Annotated in this window: 25 protein-coding genes; 16 read left to right on the top strand and 9 right to left on the bottom strand. The window is 63.5% G+C overall.

The annotated features are described in order from the left end of the window. Positions 1–211: 211 nt before the first annotated feature. The gene (locus NKI21_RS27830; protein ID WP_023808663.1) at positions 212–1,228 is read left to right on the top strand and encodes a polyprenyl synthetase family protein; all 1,017 of its coding nucleotides are present in this window, start codon (positions 212–214) and stop codon (positions 1,226–1,228) included. Positions 1,229–1,249: 21 nt separating this feature from the next. Here NKI21_RS27830 and NKI21_RS27825 read toward each other — a convergent pair whose 3' ends face one another. Beyond that, the gene (locus NKI21_RS27825) at positions 1,250–2,686 is read right to left on the bottom strand and encodes an MFS transporter (protein WP_206637980.1); all 1,437 of its coding nucleotides are present in this window, start codon (positions 2,684–2,686) and stop codon (positions 1,250–1,252) included. A gap of 100 nt (positions 2,687–2,786) precedes the next feature. On the opposite strand from NKI21_RS27825, the gene NKI21_RS27820 reads away from it, so the two are divergent. The 5 genes from NKI21_RS27820 to NKI21_RS27800 all read left to right on the top strand — a co-directional run bounded on the left by NKI21_RS27820 (position 2,787) and on the right by NKI21_RS27800 (position 7,307). Continuing rightward, positions 2,787–3,389 carry a TetR/AcrR family transcriptional regulator gene (locus NKI21_RS27820; protein ID WP_128302473.1) on the top strand — a complete coding sequence of 201 codons (603 nt, stop codon included), beginning with the start codon at positions 2,787–2,789 and terminating at the stop codon, positions 3,387–3,389. A gap of 75 nt (positions 3,390–3,464) precedes the next feature. Then, on the top strand, positions 3,465–4,133 hold the full coding sequence (locus NKI21_RS27815; RefSeq protein WP_127290934.1) for a GntR family transcriptional regulator: 669 nt from the start codon (positions 3,465–3,467) through the stop codon (positions 4,131–4,133). A 107-nt stretch (positions 4,134–4,240) separates the two neighbouring features. Beyond that, positions 4,241–4,834, top strand: coding sequence for a biotin transporter BioY (locus NKI21_RS27810; protein WP_023808659.1), 594 nt, complete (start codon positions 4,241–4,243; stop codon positions 4,832–4,834). Beyond that, positions 4,831–5,274 carry a DUF1284 domain-containing protein gene (locus NKI21_RS27805; RefSeq protein ID WP_023808658.1) on the top strand — a complete coding sequence of 148 codons (444 nt, stop codon included), beginning with the start codon at positions 4,831–4,833 and terminating at the stop codon, positions 5,272–5,274. The genes NKI21_RS27810 and NKI21_RS27805 overlap by 4 nt, the downstream gene beginning before the upstream one ends. Positions 5,275–5,531: 257 nt before the next feature. Then, positions 5,532–7,307, top strand: coding sequence for a tetratricopeptide repeat protein (locus NKI21_RS27800; protein WP_023808657.1), 1,776 nt, complete (start codon positions 5,532–5,534; stop codon positions 7,305–7,307). Positions 7,308–7,385: 78 nt separating this feature from the next. Here the strand turns inward: NKI21_RS27800 and NKI21_RS27795 are convergent, their stop codons facing one another. Next, entirely contained in the window at positions 7,386–7,847 is a 462-nt protein-coding gene (locus NKI21_RS27795; RefSeq protein WP_023808656.1) for a GNAT family N-acetyltransferase, read from the bottom strand. A gap of 218 nt (positions 7,848–8,065) precedes the next feature. On the opposite strand from NKI21_RS27795, the gene NKI21_RS27790 reads away from it, so the two are divergent. Next, positions 8,066–8,986 carry a glycine--tRNA ligase subunit alpha gene (locus NKI21_RS27790; RefSeq protein WP_206637984.1) on the top strand — a complete coding sequence of 307 codons (921 nt, stop codon included), beginning with the start codon at positions 8,066–8,068 and terminating at the stop codon, positions 8,984–8,986. A 3-nt stretch (positions 8,987–8,989) separates the two neighbouring features. Here the strand turns inward: NKI21_RS27790 and NKI21_RS27785 are convergent, their stop codons facing one another. Next, complete coding sequence (locus tag NKI21_RS27785; RefSeq protein WP_164781615.1) at positions 8,990–9,166, bottom strand: hypothetical protein; 177 nt, start codon at positions 9,164–9,166, stop codon at positions 8,990–8,992. A gap of 195 nt (positions 9,167–9,361) precedes the next feature. Between NKI21_RS27785 and glyS the strand changes: the two genes are divergently transcribed. Further along, positions 9,362–11,737, top strand: a complete 2,376-nt coding sequence (gene glyS / locus NKI21_RS27780) for a glycine--tRNA ligase subunit beta (protein WP_352868435.1) — start codon at positions 9,362–9,364, stop codon at positions 11,735–11,737. A 109-nt stretch (positions 11,738–11,846) separates the two neighbouring features. Next, a complete protein-coding gene (locus NKI21_RS27775; protein WP_128302476.1) occupies positions 11,847–12,149 on the top strand; it encodes an ATPase in 303 nt (100 codons plus the stop codon). A gap of 106 nt (positions 12,150–12,255) precedes the next feature. Here NKI21_RS27775 and NKI21_RS27770 read toward each other — a convergent pair whose 3' ends face one another. Further along, complete coding sequence (locus NKI21_RS27770; protein ID WP_023808652.1) at positions 12,256–12,645, bottom strand: hypothetical protein; 390 nt, start codon at positions 12,643–12,645, stop codon at positions 12,256–12,258. Positions 12,646–12,823: 178 nt separating this feature from the next. Continuing rightward, a complete protein-coding gene (locus NKI21_RS27765; RefSeq protein ID WP_128302477.1) occupies positions 12,824–13,306 on the bottom strand; it encodes a hypothetical protein in 483 nt (160 codons plus the stop codon). Positions 13,307–13,498: 192 nt separating this feature from the next. Between NKI21_RS27765 and NKI21_RS27760 the strand changes: the two genes are divergently transcribed. The 3 genes from NKI21_RS27760 (at position 13,499) to NKI21_RS27750 (ending at position 16,666) form a co-directional block, all read left to right on the top strand. Further along, positions 13,499–14,473 (top strand): L-threonylcarbamoyladenylate synthase, encoded by a 975-nt coding sequence (locus NKI21_RS27760; protein WP_164892811.1) that lies wholly within the window; start codon positions 13,499–13,501, stop codon positions 14,471–14,473. Positions 14,474–14,482: 9 nt separating this feature from the next. Further along, a complete protein-coding gene (locus tag NKI21_RS27755; RefSeq protein ID WP_023808649.1) occupies positions 14,483–15,913 on the top strand; it encodes an FAD-binding oxidoreductase in 1,431 nt (476 codons plus the stop codon). Between the two features lie 186 nt (positions 15,914–16,099). Continuing rightward, positions 16,100–16,666 carry a DUF6101 family protein gene (locus tag NKI21_RS27750; protein ID WP_023808648.1) on the top strand — a complete coding sequence of 189 codons (567 nt, stop codon included), beginning with the start codon at positions 16,100–16,102 and terminating at the stop codon, positions 16,664–16,666. Positions 16,667–16,702: 36 nt separating this feature from the next. On the opposite strand, the gene ubiA is transcribed toward NKI21_RS27750, so the two are convergent. Together ubiA and NKI21_RS27740 are read right to left on the bottom strand one after the other, a co-directional pair. After that, positions 16,703–17,686 (bottom strand): 4-hydroxybenzoate octaprenyltransferase, encoded by a 984-nt coding sequence (gene ubiA / locus NKI21_RS27745; protein WP_023808647.1) that lies wholly within the window; start codon positions 17,684–17,686, stop codon positions 16,703–16,705. A gap of 68 nt (positions 17,687–17,754) precedes the next feature. After that, positions 17,755–18,666: a LysR family transcriptional regulator gene (locus NKI21_RS27740; protein WP_352722795.1), complete on the bottom strand. Its 912-nt coding sequence runs from the start codon at positions 18,664–18,666 to the stop codon at positions 17,755–17,757. Between the two features lie 89 nt (positions 18,667–18,755). Between NKI21_RS27740 and NKI21_RS27735 the strand changes: the two genes are divergently transcribed. Together NKI21_RS27735 and purD are read left to right on the top strand one after the other, a co-directional pair. Further along, positions 18,756–19,571: a phytanoyl-CoA dioxygenase family protein gene (locus NKI21_RS27735; protein ID WP_352722794.1), complete on the top strand. Its 816-nt coding sequence runs from the start codon at positions 18,756–18,758 to the stop codon at positions 19,569–19,571. Between the two features lie 281 nt (positions 19,572–19,852). Next, complete coding sequence (gene purD / locus NKI21_RS27730; RefSeq protein ID WP_352868431.1) at positions 19,853–21,130, top strand: phosphoribosylamine--glycine ligase; 1,278 nt, start codon at positions 19,853–19,855, stop codon at positions 21,128–21,130. A gap of 14 nt (positions 21,131–21,144) precedes the next feature. On the opposite strand, the gene NKI21_RS27725 is transcribed toward purD, so the two are convergent. Both NKI21_RS27725 and NKI21_RS27720 read right to left on the bottom strand, forming a co-directional pair. Continuing rightward, positions 21,145–22,254, bottom strand: a complete 1,110-nt coding sequence (locus tag NKI21_RS27725) for a glycoside hydrolase family 25 protein (protein WP_128302530.1) — start codon at positions 22,252–22,254, stop codon at positions 21,145–21,147. Positions 22,255–22,412: 158 nt separating this feature from the next. Continuing rightward, complete coding sequence (locus tag NKI21_RS27720) at positions 22,413–22,631, bottom strand: hypothetical protein (protein WP_352550982.1); 219 nt, start codon at positions 22,629–22,631, stop codon at positions 22,413–22,415. Positions 22,632–22,846: 215 nt separating this feature from the next. On the opposite strand from NKI21_RS27720, the gene NKI21_RS27715 reads away from it, so the two are divergent. After that, positions 22,847–24,616 carry an acyl-CoA dehydrogenase family protein gene (locus tag NKI21_RS27715; protein WP_352550859.1) on the top strand — a complete coding sequence of 590 codons (1,770 nt, stop codon included), beginning with the start codon at positions 22,847–22,849 and terminating at the stop codon, positions 24,614–24,616. 20 nt (positions 24,617–24,636) lie between these two features. Beyond that, positions 24,637–25,389 carry a crotonase/enoyl-CoA hydratase family protein gene (locus NKI21_RS27710; protein ID WP_023808638.1) on the top strand — a complete coding sequence of 251 codons (753 nt, stop codon included), beginning with the start codon at positions 24,637–24,639 and terminating at the stop codon, positions 25,387–25,389. Positions 25,390–25,392 lie beyond the last annotated feature (3 nt).

Raw genomic sequence — 25,392 nt, 5'->3', positions numbered from 1 at the left:
TCGCAGTTTGCGCTATTGATGTAAACGGGCAGGGGATTCCGAGGCAGAGCCCCGTTCCCTCTCGGGTCCCCGTTCCCTCTCGGGTCGCTGACATTCCGTCATCGACGCCGCGCCAATTCGCCACTTGCCGTGGCCATGTCCGCCGCCCTAGAGTCCATGCAGGGACTAAGGGTGCCGTCGCACGCTCTATACCAAGACGGGAGTGATTGTTGTGGGTGTCGTTCTCAACATCGAAAACGGGAAGCGGGAGCCCGCCTCCATCAAGGATCTGATCGATCTGACAGTGGCGGATATGGGGCGCGTCAATGAATTGATCCTGTCCAAGGCCGGCTCCGACGTCGAGATGATCCCGGAGGTCGCCAACCATTTGATCTCGTCCGGCGGCAAACGGCTGCGGCCGATGCTGACGCTGGCCGCCGCGCAGATGTTCGGCTATGCCGGCGAGGGCCACGTCAAGCTCGCCACCTCCGTCGAATTCATGCACACGGCGACGCTTCTCCACGACGATGTCGTCGACGAGAGCGGCATGCGGCGCGGCAAGAAGACCGCCCGCATGATCTGGGGTAACCAGGCAAGCGTCCTGGTCGGCGACTTCCTGCTCGGCCAGGCTTTCCGCATGATGGTCGATGTCGGCTCGCTCGAAGCGCTCGATATCCTGTCGAGTGCTGCCTCCATCATCGCCGAGGGCGAGGTTATGCAGCTTGCCGCCGCCAAGAACCTCGAAACCACCGAGGACGAGCATTTCGCCGTCATCAAGGCCAAGACCGCCGCACTGTTTTCGGCTGCTGCCGAGGTCGGCCCCGTCATTGCCCAGGCGACCCGCAACGATCGTGCGGCGCTGCGCTCCTACGGCATGAATCTCGGCCTTGCCTTCCAGCTGATCGATGACGCGCTGGACTATGGCGGCACCAGCAAGGATCTCGGCAAGAATGTCGGCGACGATTTCCGCGAAGGCAAGGTGACCTTGCCGGTCATTCTCGCCTATCGGCGGGGCACGAAGGCCGAGCGCACTTTCTGGAAGCGTGCCATTGAGGACAATGTCACCGATGACGCCGGTCTGGAAAAGGCGATCGGCCTGATGACTCGCCATGGCGCCATTGCCGACACGATCGGACGCGCCCGCCATTTCGGCGAGATCGCCCGCGACGCGCTGGCGCCGCTGGAAGCGACGCCGCAGAAATCGGCGCTGATCGACGTCATCGATTTCTGCATCAGCCGGGTGAACTGAGCGGCGTCACCCGGTTGCCGGCTACTTCCCCTTTCCCGGCAAAGCGAAGGCGGCCAGCAGGCTGACAAAGATGCCCGCCGCCGCCAGCCAGAAGGCGATCTGTATGCCATCGGCTATCGCGACCTTCAGTGCATCGCCTGTCAGCCCGCCGACACGGCTGTTGGCGATCGCGATCAATGTTGCCATGCCGATCGCGTTGCCGATGTTGAGCGTCGTGCAGGCCATCCCCGAGGCGACGCCCTGTTCGTCGTGAGCCACGCCTGACGCGGCCGCGATCCACATGGCGGTCCAGACGATGCCCTGTCCAACGCCGGAGATGACCAAGCCGGGAACGAGAGCCAGATAGAAGCTGTTGGCTGATGCTCCAAGGACCATCAGCGCCGTGCCGGCCGCCCCTATGACCATGCCGCCGACCAGGGTCGAGCGGGTTGAAAAGCGCGTTGCCAGGCGTTCACCGAGCTGCGTGCCGGCGGCGATGGCGATCGACGGCACCAGGAAGGCGAGGCCGGTTTCCAGCGCGGTAAAGCCATGCACGGTCTGCAACAGGACGGTGAGGAAATAGGGCAGGGCCCCGAACGTTCCCATGAACAGAAAGGTGATCGTCATGCCGGCGACGAGGCTGCGATTGCGGAACAGCCGCAGCGGCATCAGAGGGTCGGCGCTCCTTGCCTCTATCAGCGCGAAGGCGATGATGAAGATCGCTGCCAGCGCGGCGCCGGCGATGATCGCTGGCGAACCCCAGCCATATTCAGGTCCCTGGACCAGCGTGAAGACCAGCAGCGTGGCGCCTGCGGTGACGGTCAGCGCGCCCGGGAGATCGAAGTTGCGGTGCTCGCGCCGCTTGGGGTCGCGTGGAATGATGGCAAAAGCGGCGATGATGGCGATGCCTGCCAGCAGCACATTGACGTAGAAGACCGACGACCAGCCGAAGGCGCCTGTCAGGAATCCACCGGCCAGTGAGCCAAGGGTGAGGCCGCTCGCGCCGGCACCGCCCCACACCGCCAGCGCCCTGTTGCGTTCCGGTCCTTCGGCAAACAGGCGGTTGATCAGCGAGAGCGTCGCCGGGAACAGGAAAGCGCCGCCGATGCCTTGTACAGCGCGGGCAGCGATGATGATTTCCGGCGACCAGGCGAGGCCGCCGACCAGCGACGAAAGCGCATAGAGCCAGAGAGCGAAGATGAAAATGCGGCGCTGACCGATAAGGTCGGCGGCTCGGCCGCCGAACAGCAGAAAACCGCCGGTAAACACGGTGTAGGCGCTCACCACCCATTGCAAGGTCTGGCCGGAAAAGCCCAGTCCAGCCCCGATTTCGGGCAGCGCCACGAAGACGATGTTGATGTCGAGAGCGATGATAAGCTGGGCGAAGGCGAGCAATGCCAGCGTAGCGCCGCGCTTCGCGCCAACCTCTCCCTGTGTCGCCATGGCGCCGAACGGCAGCCCTTGATCGAATGAACTCATGCCAATCTCCTTTTGGTTCTTTATCGATCGACAAAGAATTGAATTTGCAATCCGGAGTCAAGCGGATTATTTGTGGATCGATAAAGAAATGGAGGCTGCAATGGCGGGACGGCCAAGGGAGTTCGACAGAGCCCAGGCTCTGCAGAAAGCGCGCGATGCCTTCTGGATGCGCGGCTACGAGGGCACCTCGATGGCCGACCTCGTCTCCATGCTTGGCCTAGCCTCGGCGCGCATCTATGCCGCCTTTGGCTCGAAGGAGGATCTGTTTCGCGAAGCCGTTGTTCTCTACGAAACCAGCGAAGGAAGCTTCGCCACCAGCGCGCTTGCCGAGGAGCCGACCGCAAGGCGGTTTGTCGAGCGGTTGCTGCGCGATGCGATCGATATCTACACAAGGCCGGACTTGCCGAAAGGCTGCATGGTCGTCTCGGCCGCCACCAACTGCGCCACGGAAAACGATAACGTGCTGCACTGGCTGGCCGAGCGCCGACTGGCGCGCAATGCGTTGATTGTGGAGCGCTTGAAAAAGGGTGTTCGCGACGGCGACCTCAAGCCGAATACTGATCCGGAAGCGCTTGGCGACTACTACACCACACTGTTGTTTGGCCTCTCTGTGCAGGCGCGCGACGGGGTGCCGAAGAAGCGGCTGCATGACCTTATCACCGTGGCGATGCCTGCGCTCGACGGTTTCGTCTCACAGCCTTGAGTCTTGCTTCTGGCGCCTCGCGATTTCGACTGCAATTGGCTCGACAAGCTGCCCTGCCGCAAATTATCTATAAACATGGCAAAGGGCACAGACGACACCATCGCGGTGCGCATCAGCAAGGTTCTGGCGGACCGCATCATCTCCGGTGCGATCGAGCCAGGGGCCAGGCTTCGGCAGGATCATATCGCCGAGGAATTCCAAACCAGCCATGTTCCGGTGCGCGAGGCCTTCCGCCGTCTAGAGGCGCAGGGACTGGCCATCGGCGAGCCGCGCCGCGGCGTGCGTGTCGCGTCTTTCGATCTGGGCGAGGTCAAGGAGGTCGCCGAAATGCGGGCGGCACTCGAAGTGCTGGCGCTGCGCCACGCCGCGCCGCATCTGACATCGGCCATTCTCGATCTCGCCGAGGAGGCGACCAAGGCCGGCGACAAGTCCCGCGATGTCAGGTCGTGGGAAGAGGCCAACCGCGCCTTCCACCGCTTGATCCTGTCGCCATGCGGCATGCCGCGCCTGCTCGCGACCATCGACGACCTGCACGCGGCAAGCGCCCGTTTCCTGTTCGCGGCATGGCGGTCGGAGTGGGAGACGCGCACCGATCAGGACCATCGCGCGATCCTCACCGCCTTGCGGCAGGGAAACACCGAATCCGCGGCCGTCACACTGGGGCGGCACGTCCAATGGATTGGCCGCAAGCCGGTCAGGACGGCTTCCGGAACGACGCGCGAAGCCTTCGCCATAGTAGGTTAGACGGCCTCCGCCAAAGCCAGGGCTTGCAATCCCCAGGGAAGTGTGGATTCGATAATAGATCGAAAACAGAAATTATCTATAATTTGCAATCGATCGAAGGAATCCCAATGACAGACGTCGCATTCTCACCCGGCAAGCCGTCGTTCAGTCCGCTCCAGCTCCAGGATCGTTCTCTTGCCTGGCAGGTTGGAGCCGTCGTGCTTGGCACGCTGTTCCTGGCGCTGGCGTCCTATATCGAGGTGCCGATGGTGCCGGTCCCGGTAAACATGCAGACCTTTGCGGTGACACTGATCGGCGCCCTCTATGGCTGGCGGCTTGGCGCGCTCACCATCGCCGCCTGGCTGGTCGAGGGTGCGGTCGGCTTTCCGGTTCTGTCCGGAGGGGCAGCGGGTGCGGCGCATTTCGTCGGGCCGACGGGTGGCTATCTCTTCGCCTTCCCGCTTGTCGGCGCACTGGTCGGCTGGCTGGCCGAACGCGGCTGGAACGGCAAAAGGGTGATGCTTGCCTTCGTCGCCATGCTGCTTGGCAACCTTGCCTGCCTTGTGCTTGGCACAGCATGGCTTGCCGTCATGATTGGAGCCGAACAGGCCGTTACCTTCGGCTTCCTGCCGTTCATCGTCGGCGGCTTGCTCAAGTCAGCGCTGGGTGCCGCGACCCTCATGGCCCTTCCCGGCGGCAAGGCGAAGCCGGCCAATCCGTGACGATCAGGCTGCGCGCCCATCACCTCCTTTGCCTGCTCACCTATGTGGGCAAGGGATACAGCCCCGCCTTCATCGCCAATTATGATCGCGTCGCGGAGCGCCTGAGCCGGGGCGAGGGCATCCTCCTCGTTTCCGGCCCCGACGATGTCTGCGCTCCCTTGCTCGACGAGCCGGAACCGCATTGTCTCAACGAGAGTGTCGTCGAGCGGGACCGGCTCGCCGCGCTGGATGTAGAGGAATTGCTGGCGCGGCCAATCCGTGTCGGCACCCACCTCGATCTCGACACGGGGACCTTAGCCCGGATGCGGCAGGCGTTTTCGGCTGGCCTTGTACGCAAGGCCTGCGGCGGCTGCGAATGGAACGAACTGTGCAGCACGATAGCGGCCGGCGGCTATAGCGACACGCTGGTGCAGCGGTCCGCCTCGCCAGCCGAGGGCTGATATTGGCCCCGAGCCTTAGCGGTCGAAGCTGAGCTCAAGGGTCGAAGCTGTGATATATTCGGCGCTGCGCAGGGCCATGGCCGAAATTCAAAATCGGAAAACTGCCCCCTGTCGCCATGATTTGTTAATCGGGTGCCCGGATTGTGAATTCGAGGCGGATTGAAGCGCGACCCCAAAAAGGCCATGCTTTGCCTGGAAAGATCGAGTCTACGCCGATCCCGCTGATGCGGAGATGGCGCCTGGCTGAAAGGGATACGATGCGGCAAGGATGTGCGCGCTGGCTGACAAGGCTGGCAATTGTGACAGGCATGACGATCTCGGCTTTGCCGGCCTATGCCAAGCAGACCAGCGAACCGGTCAAGATCACGTCATTTTCGGGCGCCTATCTGGCAGCCCGGATCGCCGAAGGCGATAACGACCTCGACAGCGCCATCGCCTACTACAAGCAAGCATTGGCCTTTGACCCGAGCGACACCGGCCTGCAGCAGAGCCTGATGCTGTCGCTGATCGCGCAAGGGCGCTTCGACGAGTCCCTGGTCTATGCCGACAAGCTCAAGGAAGTGCCTGACGTCGAGCGTTTCTCGCGCTTGGCGCTCGCCGTCGATTCCTTCCACAAGAAGGATTTCACCAAGGCGCAGTACTGGCTCAAGCTGTCGCTGGAATCCGATCTCGACCGGTTGATCTCCGGGGTGATGTCCGGCTGGGCGCAGCAAGGCGCCGGCGAGCCTGCCGATGCGATGGCGTCCATCGACAAGCTGCAGGGGCCAGATTGGTTCGGCCTGTTCAAGTCGTTCCACCGCGCCCTGATCGCTGATGCATCCGGCATGCCCGAAAAGGCCGAGGCGATCTATGCCGCGACCATGCAGGATACCGCCGCCGGCGGTGCCGCTCCCGAAACCTGGATGCGCAATGCCCAGGCCTACGCCTCGTTCCTGGTCCGCAAGGGCGACAAGACCAAGGCGCTGTCGGTGCTCGACCAGGCCGAGGCGTTTTCGCCGGGCAAGCTGGAAATCGTCGCCTTGCGCGACCGAATTGCAAAAGGCGACAAGATTGCGCCGCTGGTTGCCGGTCCATCCGATGGCGCCTCCGAAATCCTGCTCGACCTCGCCACCGCGCTCAACCGTGGTGGCGGCGAGCCCTTCGTCCGCCTCTATCTGCAATATGCGCTTGCTTTGAAGCCAGATAGCGACGCTGCCCTTGTGCAACTCGCCGCCGTGTCCGAGCAATTGAAGGACGGCGAAGGTGCCATCGCGCTCTATCGCCGGATTCCCGCCGCTTCGCCGCTGAAGGAGCTTTCGGACCTGCAACTCGGCCTCAATCTTGCCGATCTCGACCGTCACGAAGAAGCGATCACCCATCTGAAAGCCTTGGTCGACGCCCATCCCAATGACATGCGCGCCTATCTGGCGCTCGGTGGCGTCTATTCCTCGAAGGACGATTTCCGTTCGGCCGCCACTCTCTACGATAAGGCCGTCGAGGTGCTGAAGGCGCCGACCGCGGCCAACTGGAACATCTTCTACCAGCGCGGCATCGCTTATGAGCGCCTGAAGGAATGGCCCAAGGCCGAGCCGAACTTCCGCAAGGCGCTGGAACTGTTCCCCGACCAGCCGCAAGTGCTGAACTATCTCGGCTATTCCTGGGTCGACATGAACATGAACCTCAAGGAAGGCCTGGCGATGATTCAAAAGGCCGTCGACCTCAGGCCGAGCGACGGTTACATCGTCGATTCGCTGGGTTGGGCCTATTTCCGCCTCGGCAGGTTCGATGACGCGGTGCGCGAAATGGAACGCGCCGTGTCGCTGAAGCCGGAAGATCCGGTTCTCAACGATCACCTCGGCGACGCCTACTGGCGCGTCGGCCGCAAGCTGGAAGCCACCTTCCAGTGGAACCAGGCTCGCGACCTGAAGCCGGATCCCGATGTGCTGGCCAACTTGCAGCAGAAGCTGATGAAGGGCCTGCCGCCGATCGAATCCAACACGGCGCAGGAGACCCCGAAGGTCAAGCCGGAGCCGGTGCCCGCCCCGAAGGGATGAAGTCAGCCATTTGAATTCAACGCAAGCGGGGCTCTTTCGGAGTCCCGTTTTCGTTTGAACCGTATTAGGCTGGCTGCCTCAGAAGAGCTTGCGATAGACGACGAAGCCGGAGTGTTCGGCGACCTTGTCGTAAAGCTTCATCGCCGTGTGATTGGTCTCATGCGTCAGCCAGTACACGCGGCCCGAGCCGGCCGCCTGGGCGCGCTCGTAGACGCCCTCGATCAGCGCCCGTCCGATGCCTTTGCCACGCGATGCCTGCGTGGTGAAAAGGTCCTGCAGATAGCAATTCGGTGCGATCGCCGTGGTGCTGCGATGGAAGAGATAGTGCACGAGGCCGAGAAGCTGTCCCTCGCCTTCGGCCACCAGCGCGTGGACCGGCTCATAGGCATCGAAGAAACGAGACCATGTCATCTGGGTAATCTCACCCGGCAGGGCCGTTTCGCCCGAGCGGCCATAAAATGCATTGTAGCCATCCCACAGCGGCAGCCATTGCTCGAAATCCTGTCGCGCGACAGGGCGGATGACGATCGGGCTGGGCATGGCTGAAACCTGTTGTCGTTGCTGCACAGGCAAACAGAGCGTAGGCCCGAGAGATGGGCAATGGGCCAGCCCCTGCAAAGCTTTCAACATTGTCCATAATGTCGGGGTGACGGCATCGGCGTGCCTTGCTTGACGCTTTGCTGCTGGGTCTCTAGGACGTGCCGGCAAGCTAGCCTGTGCTGTCGAGGCCACCCGTGACAATTGAAATCCCCGCCCATATGCATCCCAGCCGCTCGTTCCAGGGGCTGATCCTGACCTTGCACAACTACTGGGCGGCCTATGGCTGCGTCATCCTGCAACCCTATGACATGGAAGTCGGCGCCGGCACCTTTCATCCGGCAACGACGCTGCGCGCGCTCGGCCCAAAACGCTGGAACGCTGCCTATGTCCAACCCTCGCGTCGTCCCAAGGATGGCCGCTATGGCGAGAACCCGAACCGGCTGCAGCATTATTACCAGTACCAGGTGATCCTGAAGCCGAACCCGCCCAATTTGCAGGAGCTCTATCTCGGCTCGCTGGCGGCGATCGGCGTCGATCCGCTGCTGCACGACATCCGCTTCGTCGAGGATGATTGGGAAAGCCCGACGCTGGGCGCCTGGGGTCTCGGCTGGGAATGCTGGTGCGACGGCATGGAAGTCTCGCAGTTCACCTATTTCCAGCAGGTCTGCGGCATCGAATGCGCGCCTGTGGCCGGCGAACTCACCTACGGGCTGGAGCGGCTGGCCATGTATGTGCAGGGCGTCGACAATGTCTACGACCTCAATTTCAACGGCCGCGAAGGCGCCGACAAGGTCACCTATGGCGATGTCTTCCTGCAGGCCGAGCAGGAATATTCGCGCCACAATTTCGAATACGCCGACACGGCGATGCTTCTGCGCCACTTCGAGGACGCCGAGGCCGAGTGCAAGGCGCTGCTCGACGCCGGCGCGCCGGCATCGAACGACAATCTGCCGATGCACCGCATGGTTTTCCCGGCCTACGACCAGTGCATCAAGGCCAGCCATGTCTTCAACCTGCTCGACGCACGCGGCGTGATTTCGGTCACTGAGCGGCAGAGCTACATCCTGCGGGTGCGCAATCTGGCCAAGGCTTGCGGTGAGGCATTTTTGAAGACGCAGGCGGGTGGCTTGGCGGCCTGAGCTTCAGGCCCGCTTCATCATCTCGAGGGAAACGTTGATCGGCGGTACGGCCTGACCGCCGGCACCGTCGATGGTGCGCAATGCCTGCCGCACGCCCGGCATCGAGAAGGCGCCGTGAGCCTGCGCCGTGAAGCAGGCGCCGAGTGCGAGGATCTGCAGAAGTCTGGATGCCGTTTTCATGATCGTTGAGCCAAATGTTCCCTGCCTGAGCGTGGGTCGCTTCAGCGCTGCGTTCGGTTCATGGAAATCTTTGATCCAAGGACGGGTGGCGTGGTCTCGTCCCGACAGGGCGGTCAAAATTTGTGTAAAGGGTGACAGCAGCCAGCCGAGTTGCTATGCCCCGCCCGGACCACTCTCCCGCATGAGCTGACCCCGATGCCTGACCTGCTTCTAGAACTTCGCTCCGAGGAAATCCCTGCGCGCATGCAGCGCAAGGCGGCGGGTGATCTCAGGAAGATGCTGACCGACGGTTTGGTCGAGGCGGGACTGACCTATGAGGCGGCGCGCGAGTACTGGACGCCGCGGCGGCAGACCCTCGACATCAGGGGCCTGACCGCGCGCTCGAAGGATATAAGCGAAGAGATCAAGGGGCCTTCGACATCGGCGCCTGAACAGGCGGTCCAGGGTTTCCTGCGCAAGGCCGGACTTTCCTCGATCGCCGAGGCGCATGTCCATTCCGATCCGAAGAAAGGCGATTTTTATGTCGCCCACATTTCGAAGCCGGGCAGGGCGGCGGAGGAGATCATCGCCGAACTGGTGCCGGGCATCATCCGCAATTTTCCGTGGCCGAAATCGATGCGCTGGGGGCCGGCCTCGGCCAAGCCCGGTTCACTGCGCTGGGTACGGCCGCTGCAATCGATCCTGTGCACCTTCGGCCCGGAAACAGAGGAGCCTGTCGTGGTCGATTTCGAGATCGACGGCATCCGCTCCGGCAACATCACCTATGGCCACCGCTTCCATGCGCCGGATGCCATCACGGTGCGCCGCTTCGACGACTATGTCTCCAAGCTGGAAGCGGCCAAGGTCGTGCTCGATGCCGACCGCCGCAAGGAGATCATCCTTGCCGACGCCCGCAATCTCGCCTTCGCCAACGGGCTCGACCTGGTCGAGGACGACGGGCTGCTGGAGGAAGTGTCCGGTCTGGTCGAATGGCCGGTCGTGCTGATGGGTGAGTTCGAGGAGGCATTCCTCGCCATTCCAGCCGAAGTGATCCGGCTGACCATTCGCGCCAACCAGAAATGCTTTGTGACGCGGCCGCAGGGTTTCGACGACGCGCTTTCCAACCGCTTCATCCTCACCGCCAACATCGAGGCCAAGGACGGCGGCAAGGAGATCGCCCACGGCAATGGCAAGGTGGTGCGCGCCCGCCTGTCCGATGCGCTCTATTTCTGGACGACCGACCAGGGCGACTTGCCTGACCTGCGTGAGCTCGAGGCATCGGCGGAAAAATTCGGGCTTGATCTCAAGAAGCCGCTCGACCAGCGCATGGCCCGCCTCGACCATCTCGGCGTGACTTTCCACGCCAAGCTCGGCACGCAAGGCGAACGGGTGGAGCGGATTGCGCGGCTTGCCGAGGAACTGGCGCCGATCATCGGCGCCGATCCGGCACTGGCGCGGCGCGCTGCCGTCTTGGCCAAGGCCGATCTCACCACCGAAGTCGTTGGCGAGTTCCCAGAACTGCAAGGCGCTATGGGTCGCAAATATGCGCTGCTTCAGGGCGAGCATGCATCGGTCGCCGCTGCAGCGGAGGAACACTACAAGCCGCAGGGCCCGTCCGATCGCGTACCGAGCGATCCAGTGTCGGTCGCTGTCGCGCTCGCCGACAAGCTCGATACGCTGGTCGGCTTTTGGGCGATCGATGAAAAGCCGACCGGGTCGAAGGATCCCTACGCACTGCGCAGAGCTGCTCTTGGGGTGGTGAGGCTGGTGCTGGATAACGAGACGCCGGTAAGCCTTCTTTCGATCGTAGCTGAACATCGAAGAATCATTGAAGACCAGATCGACCGCCGGCACGCTGAAGAGCAGGTCAAGTTGGGTGGCGACTATGTGAGTGCACGGGCGCACGCCGGCGACGGAAAGTCTGGGGATCGCGACCTCCTGGCCTTCTTCCACGATCGCCTAAAGGTCTACCTCCGCGATCAAGGCGCTCGGCACGACCTGATCGATGCGGTGCTGGCGACAGGTTCGCGCCCGATCTCCCCCCTAGAGGGGGAGATGTCGGCGAAGCCGACAGAGGGGGGCGCTGTCCCGCCGTCCTCTCAGCGCCAAGTACCCCCCTCTGCCCTGCCGGGCATCTCCCCCACAAGGGGGGAGATTGGCCAATCGTCCAATGACGACCTGCTGCAGATCGTGCGCCGGGTCGAGGCGCTGGGCTCCTTCCTCGACACCGAGGATGGCAAGAACCTGCTCGCCGGCACCAAGCGTGCGGCCAACATTCTGGCCGCCGAGGAGAAGAAGAAAACGGTGGTCGCCGAAACCGTTGAGTCGGCACTCTTGCGCGAGGATGCCGAGAAATCGCTGTTTGCGGCGGTGAATCAGGCTGAGAAGCAAGCCGGCGAAGCGATTCAAAACGATGACTTTTCCGCCGCCTTGCTGGCGCTTAGCGTGTTGCGCGAACCGGTTGATTCATTCTTTGAGCATGTTCTTGTAAACGATGAGGATCAGGCGGTGCGTGCCAACCGCCTGGCGCTGCTCGCCCGCATCCGCGCGGCCACCGGCCAGGTCGCGGATTTCTCGAAGATCGCAGGTTAAGGCGAAGAAAATATTCTTTGCCGCCGGCCGTTCGAGCCGGCTTACAGTCATATGGCGATGATCTCTCCGTGGCAAAAGGGACATGTTCCCCAACCCCACGGAGGCTTCTATGAATTCCGATCACGACATCGAAGTGACAGAAGAAACCCCGGCTTCCGCCGAGGCGCTTGAATCCGCTTCCGAAACCATCCTCGATCATGCCGCCGCCGCAGCGGTCGAAGCCGCTGACCTGTCTGATGACGACGAAGACGGCGACGATGAAGATGGCGAAGAGTCCACCGAAACTGCCACGCTCTCGGATGACGACGAAGATGAAGACGACGAGGACGAAGACGAAGACGACGCCGAGGATAGCGTGAAGGCTGAAGGCGACGAGTCCGAAGAAGACGATGACAAGGAAAAAGCGGCCTGATTTTTCAGCCGCCGGTTCCATCGATGGCAAGGCGGTGCTGAGGCGCCGCCTTTTCCTGTCAGTCGTCCCCGAAGCCGACTGTCAGCCGCCCCGGGCGACGGCCCGGTCAGTTCTCGAGAATGCTGACGCGCACGCTGTTTTCGTAGACATCGACCTGGATCAGCGGTTCGCCATTGACGATGGCGCGCTTGGTCGAGGAACTCATCGCGCCGCCGCGTTCCAGCATGCGTTGCAGGTCGGCGCGCTGGCCGTTGGTCCTGAACCAGCCATCACCCTCGTCGTCGCTGTCACGGCGGTGGAATTTGTGCCAGTTGGCGCGGTCCTGCCGCACCATCTGCGCGGCATTGTCCAGCGCATAGCCGTCACTCGCCTGATGGTCGCGATCGGAAATGCGCGCGACATAAGATCCCAGCATGTCGTCGGCGTGAGCTGCGACGACGCCAAGCAGTGACGCCAGCAGAAGGCCAGCCCCGGTTACGATTCCAGCTTTTCTCATGGTCCCCCCTTTACCCCCTAGTGATGAAATCCCGTCTGCCAAAACCGCCTGGCGAAATACAGGCGATGGCGTCCTGCGGCTGACATAAACCGAAACGGGGTTTGCTTGGCAATGGTGCGCCGGTCGCCAGACCGCCGTCAAGTCACGCCATCGATGTCAGCCTGTCTTCAAGCCGGGGCTATTTGGTGTAGCCGTTGGGAGGCATGCGCTGACCTGCAGCCGGCGCCGGGGGACTCGGCGGGGTGGGTTGGTTCTCGGTCCCCGAAGGGGCTGCGGAGGCGGTGGCCGTTGCCGGCGCCGTGCCAGCGGCCGGCGCAGTACCTGTCGCTGGTGCAGCGGTTGGCGCCGGTGCCGGGAAGTCGGGACCGGTAACGCCGCCACGAATGACCATCGGGCCCGGCTGGAAGCCGTGCCCGGTCGCGGGCTTGTCCGGGATCGCCGCCACCTTTTCATCGGTGACGTCGGGCTGCGCTTCCCCTTTTGCCACCACCGACCGCGCATCGCTGGCGTTGACTGCATCGGCGGTTCCAGGCTGGTTGGGGGCGCCGATCCTGACGATCGATGGTGTGGAGGATGGCGTGCCTGGAAAAACCAGGGATGACGCCTGGGCTTCGCCGGCCGCAGCAGCAAGAATGATACCCAGCAAGATACGCGCAGACACTGATATCGCTCCCCTTTGCCCAGAAGCTGTTCGATAGCAGGCCGGAATTGATGCCGGCTTTCGTGGAAACATAGCATTTTAGGGATTGATAAATCGCCAATGCTCCTGCTCGCCAACAATCGGTTACCCAACAGCCGACTTGCCCAACGGCCGCCATCGTACTACGCACCCCGCATCTGTGAGGTGACGAGAGTGGCTGAAATACTTGGCTCGGGCGAGGCGCTGGAGCGGGCGCTGGCGCTGCTCAGGGAGGGCGATGTCGTCGCCATCCCGACGGAAACCGTCTACGGGCTGGCCGGCGACGCCACCAACGGCATCGGCGTGGCGCGCATCTTCGAGGCCAAGGGCCGGCCACGCTTCAACCCGCTGATTGCCCATGTCGCAGACATGGCGATGGCAGAGCGCCTCGCGATGTTCGATCCGCTGTCCAGGAAACTGGCGCTGGCATTCTGGCCAGGTCCGCTGACGCTGGTGCTGCCGCAACGGCCCGGCAACGGCATCCATCCGCTGGTCACCGCCGGGCTCGATACGATTGCCTTGCGCATGCCGAGGGGCTTTGGCGGCGACCTGATCGCCAGGCTCGGCCGCCCGCTTGCCGCGCCCAGCGCCAATTCATCCGGCAGGATCAGCGCGACGACCGCGCAAGCGGTGGCGGCCGATCTCGGCGCGCGGATCAAGCTGGTCGTCGATGGAGGCGCGACCCCGATCGGGCTGGAATCGACCATCATCAAGGCCGAAGGAAACAGATTGCGGCTGCTGAGGCCCGGCGGCATCGCCGCCGAGGAGATTGAGGCGGCTATCGGCATGGAGCTGTTGCGCGGCGGCACCGCCGGTATCGAGGCGCCGGGCATGCTTGCCTCGCACTATGCGCCAGGTGCTGCGATGCGGCTCCATGCCGGCACGGTCGGCGAGGGCGAGGCTTTGCTCGGCTTCGGCAGCCAGAGGGCGCAAGGCTGGCGCCGCGCCGAAGCCTTCCTCAATTTGTCCGAAACCGGTGACCTGCGCGAAGCGGCGAGCAATCTGTTCGCCTATATGCAGGAGCTTGACCGCAGCGGCGCGCGGACCATCGCCGTCGAGCCGGTTCCCTTCGACGGGCTCGGCGAAGCGATCAACGATCGGCTGTCGCGTGCCGCCGCCCCTCGTGACATCCCACAACCCGCAACATAGTTTTTCCCCATGACCGAAATCACAGAGACACTCGATCCCGCTCTCATCGATCGCTTCACGGCGATCGTCGGCGACAAATATGCGCTGCGTGAAGAGCAGGATATCGCGCCTTACCTCGTTGAACGGCGCGGGCTCTGGCACGGCGCGACATCGTTGGTGCTGCGGCCGGGCAGCGTCGACGAAGTCAGCCGGATCATGCGGCTGGCGACCGAGACAGGCACGCCGATCGTGCCGCAAAGCGGTAACACCGGCCTGGTCGGCGCCCAGGTGCCGGACAGGTCCGGGCGCGAAATCGTCCTGTCGCTGTCGCGGCTGAACCGCATCCGTGAAATCGATGTCTTGTCCAACACGGTGACGGTCGAGGCCGGTGTCATCCTGCAGACGCTGCAGGAGGCGGCCGACGCCGCCGACCGGCTGTTTCCACTGTCGCTGGCCGCGCAAGGCTCCTGCCAGATCGGCGGCAATCTTTCCTCCAATGCCGGCGGCACCGGAGTGCTTGCCTATGGCAATGCGCGCGAACTCTGTCTCGGTGTCGAGGTGGTGCTGCCGACCGGCGAGGTGTTCGACGACCTGCGCAAGCTGAAGAAGGACAACACCGGCTACGATCTGAAAAACCTGTTCGTCGGTGCCGAAGGCACGCTCGGCGTCATCACCGCCGCCGTGCTCAAGCTGTTCCCGAAGCCGAAGGGGCGCGAAGTCGCCTTCGTCGGCCTGTCGTCGCCCGAGGCAGCACTTTCGCTGTTCAGCCTGGCCATGGACCGTGCCGGGGCAGCACTCACCGCTTTCGAACTGATCGGCAAGCGGCCCTATGATTTCACGCTGGCGCATGCCCAGGGCGTGGTGCGGCCGCTGATCGAGGACTGGCCGTGGTACGTGCTGATGCAGATTTCGTCCGGTCGTTCATCGGAGGATTCGAGAGCCTTGATCGAGGACGTGCTTTCGGCCGGCCTTGAACAGGAATTCGTCGGCGACGCCGTCATTGCCGCGAGTCTCACGCAGGGCGATGCCTTCTGGAATTTCCGCGAGCTGCTGCCCGAGGCGCAGAAGCCGGAGGGCGCCTCGATCAAGCACGACATTTCGGTGCCTATTGCATCGATTCCGCGTTTCATCGCGGAGGCTGCCGGCGCCGTGGCGTCGGTGAGCGCCGGTGCCCGCGTCGTCTGCTTCGGCCATATGGGCGACGGCAATCTCCACTACAACATTTCGCGGCCCGTCGACGGCGACGATGAGGCGTTCCTCGCTCTCTATCATCCCATGAACAAGGCGGTGCACGATGTGGTGCGCAGCCTGCACGGTTCGATCTCGGCCGAGCACGGCATCGGCCAGTTGAAACGCGACGAACTGATCGCCACCGCGCCGCCGATGGCGATCGATCTGATGCGAAGGGTTAAGGCCGCTTTCGACCCGGCCGGCATCATGAATCCGGGTAAGGTTATCTGATCCTTTCGACATCTTGTGGCTGGTGGGATTCCGATAACCATCCCTGAGATCAGCAAAATTTAACCGACTTTCTTAAGCGGGGCGGTAAGGAGCCCGCGCTACTGTCTCCATACAAACGAGGCCGGAAAAACCGGCCCGGAGAGAACCGGACACCGGCTCTCAGGAGACAGACAGGAAGGCCACTCTATGAACACCGGACTGAAGCCAGTCTGGGCGGGACGCAACATGCGTCTCGACCCATTCCGCCTGCCGCAAGTGGTGAGCTACGCGACTCGCGACGACTACGGCGATGTAACCTTCACCATCGACCAGCGCGGCGCCGTGATCCGCCGCCTGCTCGAGATGAGCGGCCTGCCCGCAATCATCGTTCTGCCCGCCAATGCGTTCCGCGGCGTTGCCGCCCGCGCCATGGAAGACCCGGACGGCAATGTCACGGTGACCCTGGAACTCCTGCACAACGACCCGATGCTGTCGGTGCCGCTGCTTGTGGCCGACGATCTCGACGATGTCGCAGCCGACTGGCGCGCCTGGGCCGACGCTTACCGTCTGCCGATGCTGCTGATCGAATCGGACGGCGTTGCCCGCACCCTGGAAGAATCGCTCGGCGCCGCCATCAAGACGCTGCCGCCGCAGGATAGGCGCAAGGGGCGGATTTCGAACACGCGCCGCCCGCGTTTCCTCGCTCGCCGCAGAGCGGGCGCCCTCGGTCTCAGGCTGGTCATCGACGGCCAGGAGATTATTTCGCGCGACTGAGCATGATCCCGCTGGGAATGCTGAGACGGGAAGCCGCTAAACCAGCGGCTTCAGCGCCACCCACACAGCGCCGCCGATCAGGCCGAGGAAGATCAGCCAGCCGACCTGGTTGTTCGACCTGAACAGTCGCAGGCATTGGTCCGGATTGTCGATATCCAGAACCGCGATCTGCCGCGCCATATGGGCGCCGGCGGCAATCAGCCCGGCCAGCGCCACCACCGGCGCCTGCGCCGACGCGAAGGCGATCGCAAAACAGATCAGCGCGCCACCATAAAGCCCTGCCAGCCACGACTTGGTGTTGTCGCCGAACAAGCGTGCCGTCGAGCGCACGCCGACGATGGCGTCATCTTCCTTGTCCTGATGCGCGTAGATCGTGTCGTAGCCGATCACCCACAGGATCGAGCCGATATAGAGCATGATGGCAGGCCCATCGAGATCGCCGAACTCGACCGCCCATCCCATCAGCGCGCCCCAGGAAAAGGCAAGGCCAAGCACCAGTTGCGGCCAGTTGGTTATCCGCTTCATGAATGGATAGATGGCGATGACCGCCAGTGAGCAGATGCCGAGCAGGACGGCGAAGCTGTTGAACTGGATGAGCACGACGAGGCCGACCAGAGCCTGCAGGACGAGAAACAGCCATGCCCGCCGGCGGGTCGCCTTGCCCGACGGCAGCGGTCGCGAGCGCGTGCGCTCCACCTGGCTGTCGATGTCCTCGTCGACGAGGTCGTTGTAGGTGCAGCCGGCGCCACGCATGGCGATGGCCCCGACCAGGAAAAGCACGAGATACACTGGTGCCGGCAGCAGTGAGAGCAGCGGGTCGCCGGGACGCGGATAGGCGCTTGCCGCCAAGGCCGCCGACCACCAGCACGGCCACAGCAGCAGCTGCCAGCCGATCGGCCTGTCCCATCGGGCAAGCTGCGCATAGGGCCATATCGAGCGCGGCAGCACGCGGTAGACCCAATGGCCGTTCGGAGCATCGGCGACACGGCCCTGGGCCGCTTTCGACTGGATGTTTTCCATGTCCATGGAGTGGCAGCAGCGGCAGAAACCGTCAAGCGGCAAGCGGGAGAGTGGTGCACGTCAGCCTTTCACGAGGCAAAGATGTCGCGGGTGGCGAACCAGTCCCTGGCCACCTCGACGAAGGCCAGCGCTGCATTCGACACACGCTGATGCGTGTCATAGGTGAGCAGGATCCGCTGCATGGGCAGCGGATCGGACAGCGGCTTGCAGATGAGCGGCAGGCCGTCATAGCTGCGGTCGCCGTGCGGGCGGGTGTAGCTGACCGCGACTCCGAATCCGTTGGCGACCATGCTCCGCTGCAGTTCGAACGAGCTTGTCGTCGTATCGGCCACCGGCGAAAGGCCGCGGCTGCGGAACAGGTCGAGCATGTGCTGCCAGCTGTGCGGCTGGTCCGTCGTGATCAGCGGATAGGCGGCCAAATCGGCAAGGCTGACCGTTGGCCGGTCCGCCAGGGCATGGCCTGCCGGCAACAGCGCGTGCGGGCGAAGTTCGCGCAACAGGATGCGGGCGAAATGCGTCGGCAGGCTGAGGTCATAAGTCAGGCCGAGATCGATGGCCGCATCACCCAGCCGTCGTCCCAGGGTCTCGAACGTCTCGTCGCGAACGACGATTTTGACGGCCGGGTAGCGTTCGGAGAAGGCGCGGATCAAAGCCGGCGCGAAGAAAGGCGCCAGATCCTCGAAGCATCCCAGCACCAACTCACCCGCGACAGCCGATTTGCTTGAACCCAGGCCGACGAGTTCGTCCGTTTCGGTGAGAACCTGCCTTGCCTTGGCCACGACGGCGCGGCCGAACGATGTCGGCGACACGCCGCTTCCGCGCTGGCGGACGAACAGCTTCTGGCCGAAATTCTTTTCGACCGCGTCGATCGCCACCGAAATCGACGGCTGAGAGACGTTCAGCATCTTTGCCGCGCCGGTGACGCTGCCGTGACGCGCCACGGCAACCAGATAGCGCAGCTGCGTGAGGGTTACACTCATAGGAGTACTCTATATGTCGGATGGAAAGTTATTATTTTACTGAATGAATTGATATTGCGATAATGGCTTCATTCCAAGAGGAGAACGCCATGGCTTCCCAGACTGCCATCCTCGACGCCACCATGATCGGCGCGTCCACGATTGCCGACTATCAGCGTGACGGCGCTGTCTGCATTCGCGGCGCCTTCAAGGGCTGGGTCGACACGATTGCCGCCGGCATCGAACGCAACATGCAGAACCGCAGCGCCACCGCATCCGACATCGCCAACGGCCGCGGCAGTTTCTTCGACGACTACTGCAACTGGGAGCGCATCCCCGAATTCGTCAGTCTGGTGCGGGGTTCGCCAGCCGCCGAACTGGCGGCTGCGGTGATGCAGTCGCGCACCGCGCAGTTCTTCCACGATCATGTGCTGGTCAAGGAGCCCGGCACGCAGAAGCCGACGCCCTGGCATCAGGATATCCCCTACTATTTCGTCGATGGCCGGCAGACGGTGAGCTTCTGGATACCCATCGACCCGGTGAAGGAAGCGACGCTGCGTCTGATCGCCGGCTCGCACAAATGGGACAAGATGATCCTGCCGGTGCGCTGGCTCGACGATAGCAACTTTTATGCCGGCGAGGGCGACTATCTGCCGGTGCCCGATCCCGACAAGGATCCGTCGATGAAGGTGCTCGAATGGGAAATGGAGCCGGGCGACGCCATCCTGTTCGACTTCAGGACCGCGCACGGCGCCCGTGGCAATATGACCGCGGCGCGGCGCCGGGCGCTGTCGCTGCGCTGGGTCGGTGACGATGCGCGCTATGTCGAGCGGCCGGGCCGCACCTCGCCGCCCTATCATGGCCATGGCATGCAGCCGGGACAGAGATTGCGCGAGGATTGGTTTCCGGTGGTCTACCAGGGCTGAGGCGGCAGCCAGAATATGAGCGCCGGTATTCGAGGCCCATATTCTGGCTGGGGTAACGTTCCCGTGCGCAATTCCGATCAAAACACCCTGATGCCTTGACCCGTCGCCCGGAGAGCAATAGCGGGTGCTCCAAGAGACTGTTTCGAAATTCGCGCTGGCGAGTCATATGGTGGTGGTTTCGAGAACCGTAGCGGAGCGGACATTTGGTCCGTGAGCAACGGAAGCGCAGAAAACGCCATCAGATGGCCGCCAGAGCAGAATTTCGGCATCAAGAGGTGGCCATGAACGTTCTTCTTCTGGGCTCCGGCGGCCGCGAACATGCGCTCGCCTGGAAGATTGCCGCATCACCGCTGCTGACAAAGCTCTATGCGGCTCCCGGCAACCCGGGCATCGGCAGCGAGGCTGAGCTGGTGAAGCTGGATTTAGCCGACCACGCCGCCGTGGCCGCGTTCTGCCGGGAGAAAAAAATCGACCTCGTGGTGGTCGGTTCGGAGGGGCCGCTGGTCGCCGGCATTGCCGACGATCTGCGCGCCGAAAATATCCGCGTCTTCGGTCCCTCCAAGGCTGCCGCACAGCTGGAAGGTTCGAAGGGATTCACCAAGGACCTCTGTGCCCGCTACGACATCCCGACTGCCGCCTATGGCCGCTTCAGTGATCTGGCCTCGGCCAAGGCCTATGTCGAAAAGACCGGAGCGCCGATCGTCATCAAGGCCGACGGGCTCGCTGCCGGCAAGGGCGTCACCGTCGCCATGACGCTCAGTGAAGCACAGGCAGCACTCGATGCCTGTTTCGATGGTTCCTTCGGCGCCGCCGGCGCGGAAGTTGTGGTCGAGGAATTCATGACCGGCGAGGAGGCGAGCTTCTTCTGCCTCTGCGACGGTACCACTGCGCTGCCCTTCGGCACCGCGCAGGATCACAAGCGCGTCGGCGACGGCGACACCGGTCCGAACACCGGCGGCATGGGCGCCTATTCGCCGGCACCGGTGATGACGCCGGAACTGGTCGAGCGCACCATGCGCGAGATCATCGAGCCGACCATGCGCGGCATGGCCGAACTTGGCGCGCCGTTCTCCGGCGTGCTGTTTGCCGGGCTGATGATCACCGACAAGGGACCGAGGCTGATCGAATACAACACCCGTTTCGGCGACCCGGAATGCCAGGTGCTGATGATGCGGCTGAAGGACGATCTGCTGGTCCTGCTCAACGCGGCGACCGACGGCCAGCTTGCGCATACTTCGGTGCGCTGGCGCGACGAGGCGGCACTCACCGTGGTGATGGCGGCGAGAGGCTATCCCGGCACGCCGGAAAAAGGCTCGGTCATCCGCGGCGTCGAAGACGCGGCGAGCGACGGCGTCCAGATCTTCCACGCCGGTACCGCCATCAATGGCGGCGCGCTGGTTGCCAATGGCGGCCGCGTCCTCAACGTGACGGCATCAGGCGCCACGGTCGGCGAGGCACAGAAACGAGCCTATGCTGCCCTCGACCGCATCGATTGGCCGGACGGGTTCTGCCGCCGCGATATCGGCTGGCAGGCCGTGGCGCGCGAACAGGGAACCTGAAGTTCCGCGTTGGCTCACCGCTGGCCGCGATCGAGTTCGGTGGAAGCGGTGCTGAGCGGATCGGACAAGGCAAAGGCAGCGTCGAGTTGTGCGGGCGAACGCCGCTCGGTCCGCTTCCAGGCGACATATTGGACAATGCCGAAACTCGGTCTCCGGGGCACCGTCTTCACGACTGGCATGCGGAAGCCGTCGCGGAAACGGGACCAGCGTGTGCCCAACGCTGCAACCATGTCCTCGAAAGTCGGCGGCGCGGCCACTGACGCATAGGTGATGGTGACATTGCCGGCGAGGCCGGCCTCGCGTGAGACCGGTAGCGGTATCGAGGCGAGATAGTCCGGCGGCACGTCGATAAGCCCACCGAACGGCCATTGCGCGCGCAGCGTGGCGGCGTCTGTCGGCGCGACATTGACGTCTATGTCGTTAGGCGTGCCGGCAACCCTGTAAGGGCAGCGGAAACGGCCGCAATTGGCTTGCGCCGAAAACTGCCAAAGTGCGTAGCCTTGCCAGTTGCCCATCGGGAAATGCACGTCGATGTCGTTGGTGTAGCGCGCATACCAGAGCGGCAGCCGCGACAGGAGCCGGTATCGGTAGCTGTTGTCGGCAATGTACTGGGCGGTCTTGCCGTTGGTGTACAGCACCGGGAAACGGCCGATGCGCCGATGCACATGGCGTACGAACTCCTCGGCATCGTCGAGCGACATCCATTGCGAGGGATCATTGCCCTCGATGTCGAGAGCCATGAGATCGTCCGGCGCAGGCTCGGCGAAATCGAGGAAATTGTTGGCCTGCTCGACCGGATTGCCGGGGCGGGCGAGGTGATAGGCGCCCCATTTCAGGCCGAGTGCCTTGGCGACCACCCGGCGCGTCTGGAACAGTTCGCGCGTCACCGCATGACGTTTCCACAGCGCCTTGCAAAGCTTCACCTCAATGTCGTTGCCCAGGCAGAAATAGGACGGCGGCATGCCGTCGGAGGCCTTGTTGATGAAGCCGACGACCCGCTTGTCGGTGGCGAGCTGGGCCCAGTCGATGGAATTGTATTCGTAGGCATCGACGACCAGAGCGCGGTCGGCGTTCTTCCACGGCTCGGAAAAATCCGAGGCCGTTGCCGCCGTCGAAAGCGCCATCGTCGCCGCAAGAGCGAGGAGCGCTGTGCGGCGAAGAAGGCGCACCGTATTTTTCAAAACAGGGAATCCCCGTTGATCAAAGGCAAATCCTGAACCGCCATGGTTAAGGATTTGCTTCCGGGAGGCCGGCTTCAGAAAAGCTGGCGTCGCATCAGCGGCTAGAATCCAAACGGATCGGGCGCGGGCTCTTGCCGCAGCGTGCCTTCGGCGGCGCGTTTGCGGTGATGGGCCAGAGAGCATTGCGGGGAGCACAATATGCCGCGATCCGACCAGTAGGCGGCACCATGGTCCAGTCTGCCCCCATGGTAACAGAACCCCTCCGCTCGATAGGGCAGGCCGCATTCGATGCAGCGATAGGCGTCGGGTATGGCAAGCATGGCACGGTTCCGGTCGGCGGGTTCTGATCTGTCGCCGGTTGATTTGATCCGGCGTCGATTGAATTTAATACGCGCCGCCGCGATTGCAAAATCCGCGTGACAAAATTTGACGTTTACGTAAAAAGAAGATGGGAGACCGCCCAAAGGGCGGGTGGTTTTGCAGCGGCACCGGCTCTAGGGTTGGGCGGGCCGATGCATCAGGAGGAGTGAGCGGCATGTATAGGGCACCGGTCGAGGATATCGCCTTCACGCTCAAGCACGTGGCCGGCATGAAATCGGCGCTCGATGCCGGCACCTTCGGCGATCTCGGCGAGGATCTGGTCGATGCCGTTCTGGGTGAGGCCGGCCGTTTCGCCACCGAAGAGGTCGCACCGCTCTACACGATCGGCGATCGGCAGGGTGCGGTGCTGAAGGGCGCCGCCGTCACCACGCCGCCCGGCTGGAAGGAACTCTATCGCCGCTGGATCGATGGCGGCTGGAACGCGCTCTCCGGGCCTGCGGAATATGGCGGCCAGGCGCTGCCGACCATGCTCGGCGTGGCCGCGCTCGAAATGTGGAACTCCGCCGCCATGGCCTTCGGCATCGGCCCGACGCTGACCATGGGCGCGGTCGAGGCGCTCGACAAACACGCCTCCGACGACCTCAAGGCCAAATATCTCGAAAAGCTCGTCTCCGGCGACTGGATGGGCACGATGAACCTGACCGAGCCGCAAGCCGGTTCGGACCTCGCCGCCTTGCGCGCCCGCGCCGAGCCGGCGGGTGACGGCAGCTACCGCATCTTCGGCCAAAAAATCTTCATCACCTATGGCGAGCACGATTTCACCGACAACATCATCCATCTGGTGCTGGCGCGGCTGCCCGACGCGCCGGCCGGCACGCGCGGCATATCGTTGTTCCTGGTGCCGAAATTCCTGGTCGGCGACGATGGCGCGCTTGGCGCGCGCAACGACGTCTTCTGTTCCGGACTTGAGCATAAACTCGGCATCCATGCCTCACCGACCTGCACCATGATCTATGGCGACGGCTTCGAAGGTGCCGAACCCGGCGCCGTCGGCTGGCTGATCGGCGAGGAGAACAAGGGGCTAGCCTGCATGTTCACCATGATGAACAATGCGCGGCTTTGTGTCGGCATGCAGGGGGTAGCGGTCGCGGAAGCCGCAACGCAGAAGGCGATCGCCTATGCCAATGAGCGCCGGCAGGGCAAGGCCGCGAGCTACACTGGCACGGGTATGGCGCCTATCGTCCATCACCCCGATGTCCAGCGTAACCTGCTGACCATGAAGGCGCTGACCCAAACCGCACGCGCCATCAGCTATTCCTGTGCCCACGCCATCGACATGGCCCGAGTCTCCGCCGGTGACGAGGCGGCACACTGGCGCGACCGTGCCAATCTGCTGACGCCGCTGGCAAAGGCGTTCTCGACCGATATCGGCGTCGAAGTTGCCTCACTCGGCCTCCAGGTTCATGGCGGCATGGGTTTCATCGAGGAGACGGGAGCGGCCGCCTTCTATCGTGACGCGCGCATCGCGCCGATCTACGAGGGCACCAACGGTATCCAGGCGATCGATCTGGTGATGCGCAAGCTGCCGCTCGGCGGTGGCGACCATGTGCATGGTTACATCGCCGAACTGGCTGGTATGGCCGCAGCGGTGCGGACCTCGAACATGCAGGGTTTCGGCCGCACCGCCGACGCTCTCGACGCGGCACTTGGCGATCTCAGCGAAGCGACCCGCTTCCTGCAAAAACTGACGGCCGATGGCCGGTCGGAAGAGGCGCTGGCAGGCGCCACGCCCTATCTCAGGCTGATCTCGCTTGCCGCCGGCGGCGCCTATCTGGCGCGCGGTGCTCTTGCCGATCACAACCGCATAGCGCTTTGCCGTTTCTTTGCCGAAAACCTGCTCGGCGAGGTCAGCGCCTTGAGGGCGCGCGTCATCGATGGCGCCGAAAGCCTCGCCGCTGCCGGCAAGACGCTCGTCTCCGCCTGACGTTTCACAAGGAAAACACCGTGACAGACCATATCCTCGTCGAGCGCCAGGGCGCCATCCAGATTATCCGCATGAACCGGCCGGACAAAAAGAATGCGCTGACGCGCGCCATGTATGCGAAAATGTCAAAAACCCTGGCCGAAGGCGACGCCGACCCGGCGATCCGCGCCCACGTCTTTCTCGGCGTGCCCGGCGCTTTCTCCTCCGGCAACGACCTTGCCGACTTCATGGTCGTCGCCACCGGCGGCGACGGCGGCACCGAAGTCTGGGATTTCCTGATGGCCCTGGCCAAGGTCGAAAAACCCATGGTCTCCGGCGTCGATGGCATCGCGGTCGGCATCGGCACCACGCTCAATTTGCATTGCGACCTGACCTTCGCCACGCCACGCACCGTGTTCAGGACGCCTTTCGTCGACCTTGGCCTGGTGCCTGAGGCGGGATCGAGCCTGCTGGCACCGCGCATCCTCGGGCAGCAGGGTGCCTTCGCGCTGCTCGGCCTCGGCGAAGGCTTTTCGGCTGAACGGGCGAAGGCCGCCGGCCTGATCTACGAGGTGGTCGAGGAAGCAGCGCTGGAGGCCTCGGTGCTGGCGGCGGCCGGGCAGATCGCGGCCAAGCCGCCGCAGGCGCTGAAGATCGCGCGCGACCTGATGCGTGGCTCGCGAGACGACCTCGTCGCCCGCATCGGCGAGGAAAGCGAGCATTTTCGCGAGCGGCTGAAGTCCGATGAGGCCCGCGCCGCGCTCACCGCGTTCATGACGAGAAAGAAGGCCTGAGCC

Origin of the sequence: Mesorhizobium sp. M0715, from assembly GCF_040320355.1 — a bacterium.
Classification (GTDB): Bacteria; Pseudomonadota; Alphaproteobacteria; order Rhizobiales; family Rhizobiaceae; genus Mesorhizobium.
This window is presented reverse-complemented; position numbering and strand designations above follow the sequence as displayed.

What these genes read in the sequence shown, in the direction of transcription:
- NKI21_RS27825 (WP_206637980.1), bottom strand. Translation starts at nt 2,686, where the DNA reads ATGAGTTCATTCGATCAAGGGCTGCCGTTCGGCGCCATGGCGACACAG.
- NKI21_RS27820 (WP_128302473.1), top strand. Translation starts at nt 2,787, where the DNA reads ATGGCGGGACGGCCAAGGGAGTTCGACAGAGCCCAGGCTCTGCAGAAA.
- NKI21_RS27815 (WP_127290934.1), top strand. Translation starts at nt 3,465, where the DNA reads ATGGCAAAGGGCACAGACGACACCATCGCGGTGCGCATCAGCAAGGTT.
- NKI21_RS27810 (WP_023808659.1), top strand. Translation starts at nt 4,241, where the DNA reads ATGACAGACGTCGCATTCTCACCCGGCAAGCCGTCGTTCAGTCCGCTC.
- NKI21_RS27800 (WP_023808657.1), top strand. Translation starts at nt 5,532, where the DNA reads ATGCGGCAAGGATGTGCGCGCTGGCTGACAAGGCTGGCAATTGTGACA.
- NKI21_RS27795 (WP_023808656.1), bottom strand. Translation starts at nt 7,847, where the DNA reads ATGCCCAGCCCGATCGTCATCCGCCCTGTCGCGCGACAGGATTTCGAG.
- NKI21_RS27790 (WP_206637984.1), top strand. Translation starts at nt 8,066, where the DNA reads ATGCATCCCAGCCGCTCGTTCCAGGGGCTGATCCTGACCTTGCACAAC.
- NKI21_RS27785 (WP_164781615.1), bottom strand. Translation starts at nt 9,166, where the DNA reads ATGAAAACGGCATCCAGACTTCTGCAGATCCTCGCACTCGGCGCCTGC.
- glyS (WP_352868435.1), top strand. Translation starts at nt 9,362, where the DNA reads ATGCCTGACCTGCTTCTAGAACTTCGCTCCGAGGAAATCCCTGCGCGC.
- NKI21_RS27775 (WP_128302476.1), top strand. Translation starts at nt 11,847, where the DNA reads ATGAATTCCGATCACGACATCGAAGTGACAGAAGAAACCCCGGCTTCC.
- NKI21_RS27770 (WP_023808652.1), bottom strand. Translation starts at nt 12,645, where the DNA reads ATGAGAAAAGCTGGAATCGTAACCGGGGCTGGCCTTCTGCTGGCGTCA.
- NKI21_RS27755 (WP_023808649.1), top strand. Translation starts at nt 14,483, where the DNA reads ATGACCGAAATCACAGAGACACTCGATCCCGCTCTCATCGATCGCTTC.
- NKI21_RS27750 (WP_023808648.1), top strand. Translation starts at nt 16,100, where the DNA reads ATGAACACCGGACTGAAGCCAGTCTGGGCGGGACGCAACATGCGTCTC.
- ubiA (WP_023808647.1), bottom strand. Translation starts at nt 17,686, where the DNA reads ATGGAAAACATCCAGTCGAAAGCGGCCCAGGGCCGTGTCGCCGATGCT.
- NKI21_RS27740 (WP_352722795.1), bottom strand. Translation starts at nt 18,666, where the DNA reads ATGAGTGTAACCCTCACGCAGCTGCGCTATCTGGTTGCCGTGGCGCGT.
- NKI21_RS27735 (WP_352722794.1), top strand. Translation starts at nt 18,756, where the DNA reads ATGGCTTCCCAGACTGCCATCCTCGACGCCACCATGATCGGCGCGTCC.
- purD (WP_352868431.1), top strand. Translation starts at nt 19,853, where the DNA reads ATGAACGTTCTTCTTCTGGGCTCCGGCGGCCGCGAACATGCGCTCGCC.
- NKI21_RS27725 (WP_128302530.1), bottom strand. Translation starts at nt 22,254, where the DNA reads ATGGCGCTTTCGACGGCGGCAACGGCCTCGGATTTTTCCGAGCCGTGG.
- NKI21_RS27720 (WP_352550982.1), bottom strand. Translation starts at nt 22,631, where the DNA reads ATGCTTGCCATACCCGACGCCTATCGCTGCATCGAATGCGGCCTGCCC.
- NKI21_RS27715 (WP_352550859.1), top strand. Translation starts at nt 22,847, where the DNA reads ATGTATAGGGCACCGGTCGAGGATATCGCCTTCACGCTCAAGCACGTG.